At 67.8% G+C, this 11732-nt stretch carries 10 protein-coding genes; 4 read left to right on the top strand and 6 right to left on the bottom strand.

Annotated elements, in window-relative coordinates:
• Positions 1 to 5 precede the first annotated feature (5 nt).
• Positions 6 to 545 carry a hypothetical protein gene (locus NGR01S_RS25270; RefSeq protein ID WP_245664765.1) on the bottom strand — a complete coding sequence of 180 codons (540 nt, stop codon included), beginning with the start codon at positions 543 to 545 and terminating at the stop codon, positions 6 to 8.
• 116 nt (positions 546 to 661) lie between these two features.
• Between NGR01S_RS25270 and NGR01S_RS25265 the strand changes: the two genes are divergently transcribed.
• Positions 662 to 2665: an alpha-1,4-glucan--maltose-1-phosphate maltosyltransferase gene (locus tag NGR01S_RS25265; protein ID WP_063041062.1), complete on the top strand. Its 2004-nt coding sequence runs from the start codon at positions 662 to 664 to the stop codon at positions 2663 to 2665.
• A gap of 7 nt (positions 2666 to 2672) precedes the next feature.
• Positions 2673 to 4829, top strand: a complete 2157-nt coding sequence (gene glgB, locus NGR01S_RS25260) for a 1,4-alpha-glucan branching protein GlgB (protein WP_063041061.1) — start codon at positions 2673 to 2675, stop codon at positions 4827 to 4829.
• A gap of 460 nt (positions 4830 to 5289) precedes the next feature.
• Here glgB and NGR01S_RS25255 read toward each other — a convergent pair whose 3' ends face one another.
• The 3 genes from NGR01S_RS25255 to NGR01S_RS25245 all read right to left on the bottom strand — a co-directional run bounded on the left by NGR01S_RS25255 (position 5290) and on the right by NGR01S_RS25245 (position 7825).
• Entirely contained in the window at positions 5290 to 6138 is an 849-nt protein-coding gene (locus tag NGR01S_RS25255; RefSeq protein ID WP_063041059.1) for a tetratricopeptide repeat protein, read from the bottom strand.
• A 61-nt stretch (positions 6139 to 6199) separates the two neighbouring features.
• Positions 6200 to 6568, bottom strand: coding sequence for a DUF3817 domain-containing protein (locus tag NGR01S_RS25250; RefSeq protein ID WP_063041057.1), 369 nt, complete (start codon positions 6566 to 6568; stop codon positions 6200 to 6202).
• A gap of 78 nt (positions 6569 to 6646) precedes the next feature.
• Positions 6647 to 7825 carry an acetyl-CoA C-acetyltransferase gene (locus NGR01S_RS25245; protein WP_063041055.1) on the bottom strand — a complete coding sequence of 393 codons (1179 nt, stop codon included), beginning with the start codon at positions 7823 to 7825 and terminating at the stop codon, positions 6647 to 6649.
• A 418-nt stretch (positions 7826 to 8243) separates the two neighbouring features.
• Here NGR01S_RS25245 and mce point away from each other — a divergent pair, with 418 nt between their 5' ends.
• Together mce and NGR01S_RS25235 are read left to right on the top strand one after the other, a co-directional pair.
• A complete protein-coding gene (gene mce / locus NGR01S_RS25240; RefSeq protein ID WP_039822866.1) occupies positions 8244 to 8717 on the top strand; it encodes a methylmalonyl-CoA epimerase in 474 nt (157 codons plus the stop codon).
• A gap of 86 nt (positions 8718 to 8803) precedes the next feature.
• Positions 8804 to 9820, top strand: coding sequence for a coiled-coil domain-containing protein (locus tag NGR01S_RS25235; protein WP_039822873.1), 1017 nt, complete (start codon positions 8804 to 8806; stop codon positions 9818 to 9820).
• Between the two features lie 420 nt (positions 9821 to 10240).
• Here NGR01S_RS25235 and NGR01S_RS25230 read toward each other — a convergent pair whose 3' ends face one another.
• Positions 10241 to 10546, bottom strand: a complete 306-nt coding sequence (locus NGR01S_RS25230; RefSeq protein WP_063041053.1) for an Rv1322 family protein — start codon at positions 10544 to 10546, stop codon at positions 10241 to 10243.
• A gap of 10 nt (positions 10547 to 10556) precedes the next feature.
• The gene (nucS, locus tag NGR01S_RS25225) at positions 10557 to 11243 is read right to left on the bottom strand and encodes an endonuclease NucS (RefSeq protein ID WP_063041051.1); all 687 of its coding nucleotides are present in this window, start codon (positions 11241 to 11243) and stop codon (positions 10557 to 10559) included.
• Positions 11244 to 11732: the final 489 nt, after the last annotated feature.

Raw genomic sequence — 11732 nt, 5'->3', positions numbered from 1 at the left:
CCGGCTCAGACTGCAACCGCACCACCATCCCGGAGGAGGTGATCCACTTGTCTTACATTGTCCTCACGGGTCACCACGAACGCGGCGTACCGGTGCCCCCACGAATCCTGGGTGGTGCGCACACTCGTCGGTTCGGACGGCGACTCGCGCGACCACACCACCTGAATACTGATGCCCTTGGCCAACACCGACCGGCCGCCGCGCAGCCCGAACCCGCGCCGGGTGTATTCCAGCGACGGCAATGTCTTCTTGCGGGCTTTGCCTCTCGGACGCCCCCGGCCTTCACCCCGGAACGAGGAGTCGAGGGCACGGGCGAACGTGCGCAGCGTCTGCTGCTCCTGCGAGCCATTTCGCAGCCACGACGAGTGTTTCCGGGTCTCCGTCAGCTGCTTGCCGAGCTTCCCGAACGTCGGTTTGCTGCCGGGCTTGTGTTGGTGCACGGCTTCGTTCCACAGAAACCGGCACCGATGCCACTCATCGAACAGAGCACGTTCGGCGATGCGCCCCGGCCGCAGCCGGTAGCTGTAGCGCACCACTTCGTCCATGCCGAACAAGCCAGCGACACCCACCGACACGTTGCCCCGACACCACCACACCTCTGGAAAGGAGGACGGCGCTTTCCCTCCCCCGTGAACGGGAGAGTATCCGCGCCGAATATCTGATGACCGGCCGCATCGCCATCGATGACACCGCCCCGCACGTCCCCGGCGGCTACCCGGCGAAGGCCGTGGTCGGGGAGGTTTTCCCGGTACGTGCCGTGGTGTGGCGGGACGGGCACGGCGCGGTCGGCGCCTCTCTGGCGGTGCGTGCGCCGGGCTCGTCGCGGTCGGTGCGGGTCCCGATGACCCCCGACTACGAACCCGATGTCTTCAACGGTGTCTTCACGCCCACGGCACCCGGGTTGTGGCATTTCCGGGTCGAGGGGTGGGCGGATTCCATCGCGACCTGGCGTTCGGCGGTGGAGGCGAAACTGGCGGTCGGGCAGAGCGCGGCGGACCTGGCCAACGATCTGGAAATCGGGGCCCGGCTGCTGGACCGGGCGGCGCAGGCGGTGCCGAAGCGGGAATTCGAGCGGCTGCGGGCAGCCGCGGCCGCGCTCCGCGGCACCGACCCGCTCCCGGCGCGGGTGGCTCCGGCATTCACCGACGAAGTCGCCGAGATCCTGCGGCGGACGCCGTTGCGGGAACTGCTCACGCGCGGGCCGCAGTATTCGGTGCTGGTGGAACGCTCGCGGGCCCGCACCGGGTCCTGGTACGAGTTCTTCCCCCGCTCGACCGGTGGGCGCGATGCCGACGGAACCCCGGTGCACGGCACCTTCGCGACCGCCGCGAACGCACTGCCCCGGATCGCGGCGATGGGGTTCGATGTTATCTACCTGCCGCCGATCCATCCCATCGGCCTGGTGAACCGCAAGGGCCGCAACAACGCGCTCACCGCGGGCCCCGGCGAGGTCGGGTCACCGTGGGCTATCGGTTCGGCCGAGGGCGGTCACGACGCGTTCCACCCGCAACTGGGTACCGAGGCCGATTTCACCGCCTTCGTCCGCACCGCGACAGAGCTCGGTCTCGAGGTCGCACTGGATCTGGCCCTGCAGTGCGCGCCCGACCATCCGTGGGTGAGCGCGCATCCGGAATGGTTCACCACGCTGCCCGACGGCACCATCGCCTACGCCGAGAACCCGCCCAAGAAGTACCAGGACATCTATCCGCTCGATTTCGATCACGACCCGGACGGCCTGTACGCCGAGGTGCTGCGGGTGGTGCGGTACTGGGTCGGGCTCGACGTGAAGATCTTCCGGGTCGACAACCCCCACACCAAACCGGCCGATTTCTGGGAGTGGCTGATCGCCGCGGTGCGCCGCACGGATCCGGACGTGATCTTCCTGTCCGAGGCGTTCACCTATCCCGCGCGGCTCTACGGTCTCGCGCGACGCGGATTCAGCCAGTCCTACACCTACTTCACCTGGCGTACGCATAAACACGAGCTCACCGAATTCGGTCTGGAACTCACCGCCAAAGCCGACGAAGCCCGGCCCAACCTCTTCGTCAATACACCCGACATCCTGCATGAGAGCCTGCAGCACGGGGGTCCCGGTATGTTCGCGATCCGCGCGGTCCTGGCCGCGACCCTGGGCCCCAGCTGGGGGGTGTACTCGGGTTACGAACTGTACGAGCACCGGGCCGTACGCGCCGGTAGCGAGGAGTACCTGGATTCGGAGAAGTACGAGCTGCGACCGCGCCCGTTCGCCGAGGCCCGCGCCCGCGGCGAATCTCTCGAGCCGCTACTCACCCGGCTCAACGAGATCCGCCGCCGGCACCCGGCGCTCCAGCAGTTGCGCTGCCTGCACTTCCACCACATCGACAACGACAACCTGCTCGCGTATTCGAAGACCGACCCCGCCACCGGCGACGCCGTCCTGGTCGTGGTGAACCTGAACCCCTTCACCGCCGAACAAGGCATGCTGTCGCTGGACCTGCCCGCCGTCGGCCGGGAATGGCACGACCACCCGGTCGTCCACGACGAGATCAGCGGCGAGCAGTACCACTGGGCGCAGACCAACTACATCCGGCTCGATCCCGCGCACGCGGTCTCCCACATCATCGCGCTGCCCCCGGTACCCCATCACGCCCGAGCCGCCCTGGCGTACCGGCGCGGGTTCCGGTGACGCCGTGATGGATCGCCGCGACCTGCTGCTTCTCGCCGCGGGCACCCATCCCGACCCACATACAGTGCTCGGCGCGCACCCACACCCCGACGGCACCGCGGTACGGGTGCTGCGACCCACCGCGGAGTCGGTGTCGGTGCTGGTCGGCGGGGTCGATCATCCGCTGGACCCGCTGGGGCACGGACTCTTCACGGCCGTGCTGCCGTACCCGGAGATCCTCGACTACCGGATCGTCACCGTGCATCCGCGCCGACCGGCCACCGTGACCGCCGACGGCTACCGTTTCCTGCCCACCCTCGGCGAGCTGGATCTGCACCTCATCGGCGAGGGCCGGCACGAACGACTGTGGGAGGTACTGGGCGCGCATCCGCGCACCTATCGAGGTCTCGACGGTGAAGTCACCGGTGTCTCCTTCGCGGTCTGGGCGCCGAACGCCCGCGGCGTCACCGTTTTCGGCGATTTCGACCGCTGGCAGGGTGGTACCTGGCCGATGCGCTCGCTCGGGGCGTCGGGAGTGTGGGAGGTCTTCGTACCCGGCGCGGCGCCCGGCGATCGCTACAAGTACCGGGTGCACGGGGCCGACGGACGGATCGCCGATCACGCCGACCCGGTCGCCTTCGCCACCGAGGTCCCCCCGGCCACCGCGTCCGTCGTCGCTTCGGCCGAGCACCGCTGGACCGACTCGGGCTGGCTCACCGCCCGCGGCCACACCGATCCGGCGCGGGCCCCGTTCAGTGTCTTCGAAGTGCATCTCGCGTCCTGGCGTCCAGGACTGGGCTACCGCGAACTCGCCACCGAACTCAGCGAATACGTACGCCACCTCGGTTTCACCCATGTCGAACTGCTCCCCGTCGCCGAACATCCCTTCGGGGGCTCCTGGGGATATCAGGTCACCTCGTACTACGCCCCGACCGCACGCTTCGGCAGCCCGGATGATTTCCGCGCCTTCGTCGACCATATGCACGCCGGCGGTATCGGCGTCATCCTCGACTGGGTACCCGCGCATTTCCCGCGCGACGCATGGGCCCTGGCCCGGTTCGACGGCACCCCCCTATACGAGCACCCGGACCCGCGCCGCGGCGAACAGCCCGAATGGGGCACCTACGCGTTCGATTACGGACGGCCCGAAGTACGCAACTTCCTGGTCGCCAACGCCCGGTTCTGGGTCGAGGAATTCCATATCGACGGCCTGCGGGTCGACGCGGTCGCGGCCATGCTGTACCTCGACTACGCCCGGCCCGGCGGCGGCTGGGAACCCAATGTCCAGGGCGGCCGCGAGAACCTGGAGGCCGTCGCGTTCCTCACCGAACTCAACGACAGCCTGCGCGCCTCGTATCCGGGTGTCGTCACCATCGCCGAGGAATCCACCACCTGGGCCGGCGTCACCCGCGCCACCGAGGTCGGCGGGCTCGGCTTCTCCATGAAATGGAATATGGGTTGGATGCACGACACCCTCGGCTATCTGGGCCGGGATCCCGTGTACCGCACCTGGCACCACAACGAGATCACCTTCTCGCTCATGTACGCGTGGAGCGAGAACTATGTCCTGCCCATCAGCCACGACGAGGTCGTGCACGGCAAGGGCACACTGTGGACTCGGATGCCTGGCGACGAGTTCGCCAAAGCCGGCGGGGTCCGCGCGCTGCTCGCCTACATGTGGGCCCACCCGGGCAAGCAACTGCTGTTCATGGGCCAGGAGTTCGGGCACTACCGCGAATGGTGGCACGACCACGGTCTCGACTGGCATGAACTCGACAATCCGCTACACCGCGGTATCCAGCTGCTGGTCGCCGACCTCAACCGGACCTACCGCGATCATCCCGCCCTCTGGAGCCAGGACACCACCCCCGGCGGCCACTCGTGGATCACCGCCGACGACCGCGAGTCCAATGTCCTGGCGTTTCTCCGCCACGGCGCCGACGGCAGCACGGTCGCCTGTGTCTGCAATTTCTCCGGCACCACCTACCGTGACTACCGCATCGGCCTGCCCGCCGCCGGGCAGTGGACGGAAATCCTGAACACCGACGCGCTCGAGTACGGCGGCACCGGCTCCGGCAACCTCGGCACGGTCCACGCCGACCCGGTGAGCCGGCACGACCGTCCTGCCTCGGCCGCCCTCACACTCGGCCCACTCAGTGTCATCTGGCTGATCCCGCGCCCCTGACCAGCCACACGTTCCCCGGAGATCAGCGATGACTTGGCGGGGCCCCGGCCGCCTTCATTGCGTCCATAGCTATTGGGTCGCGCCTCTGATACCGAGTTCCCAGGGCCAACACCGGTCGAGAAATGGAATGCACCGGGACCGGGAGGCAGAAATGGGTCGTCTCGCCGAAATCGACGCAGGCGGGTTACGTCGGCATGCGATGTCCGGACCGGCTGCCGACTCGACCGCTCGGCCACCCCTGTTTCGGATCGCCTTCACGAACGGCAGCCCCCGCTCGGTGCCGAGTCTTATGAGGCCCGGAAAGGGTCGAGGCCCGTCCCGCCCTTGGCCGAAGGTGCTCAATGGTCGCATTCTATGGACGGTCCACCGCACATCGCATGCGGCGAAGCCGCGAGTCCCGAGGCCTGAACGGCGGGACCGAGGGGGCCTCGACCCCGCCGCCGGAGGCGGCGCCATAGATTCAGTACAGCGCGGTGGCCAGTTTGCGGCGGGCCGCCACCACGAACGGCTCGGCCTGGTCGAAAAGTTCGAACAGTTCCAGCAGCCGGGTCCGGACCGTGGTGCGTTCGTCACCGGCGGTCCGGGCAACCAGGGCGATGAGCCGGTCGAACGCGGCCTCGGGCTGCTGTTGGAAGAGTTCCACATCGGCGGCATCGAGCGCGGCCGCGACATTGCCGGGGTCCGCGTCGGCGGTGGCGATCGCCGATTCCGGGATTTCCTGCGCCCGGCGCAGGAACTTCACCTGCCGCAGTGCCGCCTTGGCCTCGGTATTGCCGGGCTCCTGGGCGACGATCGACTCATAGGCCGATTCCGCACCCGCCAGTTCGCCCTGTTCGAGCAGTGCCTCCGCTGCTGTGAACCGCGGATCGGCGGGCTGCTCCTGAGGCGCGTCCGAGTCGCCCTCGAGTTTGCCCTCCACCGCCTGCACGACGGCGGTCAGCCATTGCGAGACCTGTGCTTCGGGCTGGTTGCCCTGGAAATCGGCCAGCGGTTGTCCGCCCGCGACCGCGATCACCGTCGGGATGCCCTGGACGCCGAAGGCCTGCGCGATCCGCATATTGCTCTCGGCTTCGACGGCGGCGAGATCCCAGGTGCCGTTGGCCTCACCCACCAGCCGCTCCAGCAGCTGGACCAGTTCGATGCTGCCGGGACTGCGCTGTGAGTACAGCGCCACCACGACCGGTACCTGGGCGGAGCGGCGCAGCACCTTGGTCTCGAAATCCGCTTCGGTGACCGTATGGTCGCCCGTAGCGGCCGGCGCACCCGCGGGCGGCTGCTTCAGGGCGGACAGATCCACCGCCCCGGACATGGCGGCGGCTGCGGCGGGTGAAGGACGACGGGATGCTGGTCGAGTCACAGGCTCCAGTTTGTCACGAGGAGGCCGCGAGGGTCTGCGGGGACTCGGTGGCGCCGGCCGCACTCAGCTCGCCCAGCTTGCCGGTGCGTACGGCCCACACCTCGAAGACGACCGTGAAGAACGGTGGGATGCTGGACAGCAGCGCCAGCACCGTGGTCTTCCAGTTCCATTCGAGCTCCCGCGCGGCCAGCAGCGCCGCCAGCAAGAACAGGACGAAGATGCCGCCGTGTATCGGGCCGAAGATCTTCACGCCGATCTCGTTACCCTCCGCGGGGAGGTACTTGAACGCCATTCCCACCAGCAGGCCCAGCCAGGACAGTGCCTCGAGCACTGCGAAGAAGCGGAACCTGCCGGCAACGGTACCCAGACCAAGGAAGTTCATGCGCCCATTGTGCACTAGCCACTACACGGTGTCGTAGTCGAACCGGTCACACCGGTCACACAAGACAAACCGGGCGGTCTATACCTTCACGATCAGCGCGTCGCCCTGACCGCCACCACCACACAGCGCCGCCGCACCGATCCCGCCGCCGCGACGCTTCAGTTCCAGCGCCAGATGCAGCACGATTCGCGCACCCGACATCCCGAGCGGATGCCCGACCGCGATGGCGCCGCCGTTGACGTTCACCTTCGCCGGATCAATCCCCAGCTTGCGAGTCGAGGCGATACCGACCGCCGCGAACGCTTCGTTGATCTCCACCAGATCCAGATCGGCCGGGGCGATACCCTCCTTGGCACACGCCTTGGCGATCGCATCGGCCGGCTGGTCCTGCAGGGTCGAATCCGGGCCGGCCACCACACCCGCCGCACCGATCTCGGCGATCCAGCTCAGCCCCAGCTCCTCCGCCTTGGCCTTGCTCATCACGACCACCGCGGCCGCACCGTCGGAGATCTGCGAAGCAGACCCGGCGGTGATCGTCCCGTCCTTACGGAACGACGGACGCAACCTGGACAGCGATTCCGCGGTGGTGTCGGCCCGGATCCCCTCGTCCTGCCGCACCACGACCGGATCCCCCTTGCGTTGCGGCACCTCCACCGGCGCCACCTCGTCGTCGAAGATCCCGTTCTTCCAGGCGGCGGCAGCCCGCTGATGCGACGCCGCGGCGAACGCGTCCTGATCGGCCCGGGTGATCGGGTCGGCGTCGTTGCGCTGCTCGGTGAGCGCGCCCATCGCCTGGTCGGTGAAGATATCGTGCAGCCCGTCGTAGGCCATGTGATCACGCAGGGTCACGTCACCGTATTTGAATCCCTCGCGGCTCTTCTCGAGCATATGCGGGGCGCGGCTCATCGATTCCTGCCCACCGGCCACCACGATCTCGTACTCCCCGGCCCGGATCAGCTGATCCGCGAGCGCAATCGCATTGATCCCGGACAGGCACACCTTGTTCAGCGTCAGCGCGGGTACATCCATCGGGATACCGCCCGCCACCGCGGCCTGCCGGGCCGGAATCTGTCCCGCGCCCGCGGTGAGCACCTGGCCCATGATCACGTAGTCGACCTGGTCGCCCCGGACGCCGGCCTTCTCGAGCGCCGCGGCGATCGCGAACCCACCCAGATCCGATCCGCTGAAATCCTTCAGACCGCCCAGCAGCCGGCCGATCGGGGTACGCGCACCGGCCACGATCACAGAGTTGGTCACGACGAGCCTCCTGTATCTGTTGCGTCGCCTACGGCGGCGCGGGGCCGGGGCCCTCGGGCCCCGGGCTGTGTTCATCTGCCCCGCCTTCGGCAGGGTCGGGATCCTCGCGACCCCGGTTCCCCACTCCGGCGTTCCGGAACTGGGGCGGGCGCCGACCACAGAGGTGACCGACCCGGGAACGGCCTCGCCCGGCTCCCGGGTTTCGGCCCGGGACGTGCGCGATTCGACCCCGCGAACCGCGTGTCACCCGAAAGCGACGCGCGACGCGGACTACTCCACGGTAGCTTGCGGTCCCCCCGGATCGGCGTGCAGGGATGCGCGGCACACCTCGTCGAGATTTGAGGGCGGCCGCCCTCTCTTGAGCCCGATCCGGGCGGGTACGCGACCGCGGCACGGTGGAACGCGCTACTTTCGAAGGGTGAGCACCGCTACCCCGTCATCAGAGTTCATTCCCGCCGACTACATCGTCGCGGTCGACCACGTCGGTATCGCAGTTCCCGACCTGGATACCGCCGTCGCCTGGTATGCGGAGAACCTTGGCCTGGTCGAAACCCACCGGGAGGTCAACGAGGAACAGGGCGTTCAGGAAGCGATGCTGTCCGCGCCCGCCGCCGAGGACGATTCGACTGCTCTGCAGTTGCTGGCGCCGCTGGACGAAACCTCCACCATCGCGAAGTTCATCGATCGCAGCGGCCCGGGCCTGCAGCAGCTGGCCTTCCGGGTCACCGATATCGAAGCCGTTTCCGCATATCTACGCGATCGCGGCATGCGCCTTCTCTACGAGGCGCCGCGACGCGGAACCGCCGACTCCCGTATCAATTTCGTCCATCCGAAGGATGCTGGCGGTGTGCTGGTCGAGTTACTGGAACCGGATCCGAATGTTACGCACTAGTCTCGAGATCGGGCTGTAAGGAGACGCTCCGATAACATTCCCGGTCGGCTCACCATGCGCAGGTCTCAGGCTGTAGTTTGTTGGCCATGTCGTCACCCGAGTCCGATCGCAATCGCTTCGTTGCGCTGCCCTTCACCGTTGTGCGCAAGGGTTATGCGCAAGACGAGGTGCGTAACTATTTCGACCGCTTCGATGCCGAGTTGCGGGTTACCGCCACCGACCGCGACGCCGCCGCCGCCCAGGCGCGGAACCTCGCCAGTCAATTGGAAGACGCCCGCGACGAAATCGACGAGCTCCGCAAGGAAGTCGACCGGCTGTCCGTACCGCCGACCACCGCGGAGGGGATGAGCGACCGCATCTCCCGCATGTTGCGATTGGCCTCGGACGAGGCGTCCGAGGTTCGCGCGCTCGCCCAGGCCGAAGCCGCCGAGATGGTTTCCATCGCGGAGCAGCAGGCCACCGAAATGCGCGGCAAATACGAATCCCTGCTGGCCGAAACCAAGGAAAAGCGCGAAGCGCTGGAAATAGAGTACGAGCAGACGCTGGCGAATGCTCGTACCGAATCCGCCAAGATCATCGATGCCGCCCAGGCCGACGCCGAGCGCCTGGCCAAGGAGTCCGAGGCCAAGCGCAAGGCCACGCAGCAGGACTTCGAGGTCACCATGGCCGAGCGGCGTACCAAACTGACCCGCGCCATGGAGGAGCTCGAGGCCACCAGCCGCGCCGAGGCCGCCCAGCGGATCAAGGACGCCACCGACGAGGCAAACCGCCTCATCACCTCGGCGACCCAGACCTCCGAGCGCAAGATCGCGCATGCGAAGGAACTGGCCGAGGAGATGCGCGTACTGCGCGGCCGGGTCCTGGCCCAGCTGCTCGGTATCCGCGGCCAGCTCGATTCGGTGCCGGCCATGCTCGCGGCCGTGAACCGGGAGAGCGAACTGCTCGACGGTGTGCCCGAGCAACCGCGTAAGTCCATCGGCAGCGGTCAGAACAACAAGTCTGTGAACGGCCCGCGTCAGAAGGCCATCCCCGAGGTGAGCTCCGAGGACGATTCCGACGATATCCTCGAGGAAGAACGCGAGAACGCCGACATCAGCCACTGAGCTGCTGTCGGAACGTACACGGCGACACCGGAACACCGAAAGATCCGAAGGCCGCTCCCACCGGGGCGGCCTTCCTCATATCCGGAGTCCGGGGCCGGGCGGAGGAAACATGAGCCGCGCTCCGTGGCGCACGCGCCGCCGGCTCCCACCGCCCTCCTCGGAACTCTCTCGACGACGGGCTGTTTGCTACTCGAGACACCGAACAAGGGCGTTGGCGGCTTGCGACGGGCACCCTGCGATGGTCCTCGAGGCACCGTTGCCGGCCGGAGCCGAGTGAGTCCGGCGCTGCGAGGCATGGAAAACGCTCTCGAACGCGGCGGCATGGGTGGCCGCGCCGAGCAACAGGCACAGACAGATCGTGCCGTCGGCGGGAGTTCCGCTTCGGCCGGCCGCGGAGGGCTCGGCCGCGCAGGTACGCCGCTAGGACCACCGCCGGGTGATCCCCCGGGTCCCCCGGCCGTTCCAGCAACCGCCGTGCCAGTGCCGGCGGTCGGTCTCGCCGCTGCCGACCGGCCAGGCCACCACATGCGGCACCCCCGGCATGATCTCGTGGTCACAGCCCGGACAGCGGTAGCGCTTCACCGCACGTGCCCCCGGCACCGTACGGACGACGTACTCGTCCCCGTCCGGCCCCGATTCCGTCCGGCGGTAGACATCACCGAATCCGCCACCGATCCGCGGCGGCTCCGCGCGGGAGCGCGCACTGCGCGGATTTCGTCGTGGCATGACCCCAAGTCTAGAAGAGGCGGAATTCGTTGCTCTCGGTCCCACGTAGGGCGTCGTAATCCAGGGTCAGGCAGCGGATCCCGCGATCCTCGGCCAACGTGCGCGCCTGGGGCTTGATCTGCTGCGCCGCGAACACCCCGGCGACCGGCGTCAGCAACGGGTCGCGGTTCAGCAACTCGAGGTACCGGGTGAGCTGTTCGACCCCGTCGATCTCGCCCCGGCGCTTGATCTCCACGGCCACGGTGCGTCCGTCGGCGTCACGGCAGAGCAGATCCACCGGCCCGATGGCGGTCATGTATTCCCGCCGGACAAGGCTGTATCCGGCACCGAGGGTTTCCACATGCTCGGCCAACAGTTCCTGCAGATGCGCTTCCACCCCGTCCTTCACCAGCCCGGGGTCCACCCCCAGCTCGTGGATGGAATCGTGCTCGATCTCCTCGACACCGATCCGCAGTTCTTCCCCCGCCTTGTTGCTGACCACCCACAGCGCCTTCAGCTGCGCGGCAGCCGCGTCCGGCTGCCGCTCGTCCAGCCAGCAGGGCGGGCTCATCCAGTTCAACGGCTTGTACGAACCCCCGTCGGAATGGACCAGCACCGACCCGTCCGCCTTGATCATCAGCAGCCGACGGGCCATCGGCAGGTGAGCGGTCAACCGCCCCACGTAGTCCACCTGGCACCGTGCAATCACGAGTCGCATCCGGCAGAGTCTAGGCCTTGTCCATCACCCATCCGCGACGGCCCGGCCTCATGCCGCGGCCGGGCCGCCGGGACTCTTCTGCGCGCTGGACGCCCAGAGCCTCGCCCCGCCGATCGGCTGGGTGGCGTTCGTAGCGACCCGCGGCCTGGACATGGATACCGATACGTGGCCGGAGAAAGACCGTCGGGAATTCGAGATACGTCGCCGTGCCCTGATAGAGGAGTGGAAGCCGAAGGCCCGGGAACTGCACTAGAGCTACAGAAGGCGGCATTCGAAGGGGTATGTCCGGGGCCGTGTTCCCGCCCCGGCCGGCGAGCAAGGATCGTTCGCCGGGCAGTGGGCCCACCGCTCTCGGCACCAGCGCACGAATCTCGCACGGGGCCGAGTCGGATCGCGACACCGCTTCGGGCCGAATCAGAGGCCATATGTCCCGGAAGGTCATCTCTGAAATACCTCTAGGGGCCCACTTTGTGGGCCCCTAGAGGGAAA

Origin of the sequence: Nocardia grenadensis NBRC 108939 (assembly GCF_001613445.1) — a bacterium.
GTDB lineage: Bacteria > Actinomycetota > Actinomycetes > Mycobacteriales > Mycobacteriaceae > Nocardia > Nocardia grenadensis.
Note: the sequence above shows the minus strand (reverse complement) of the source record. Positions and strands in the feature narration are given on the sequence as shown.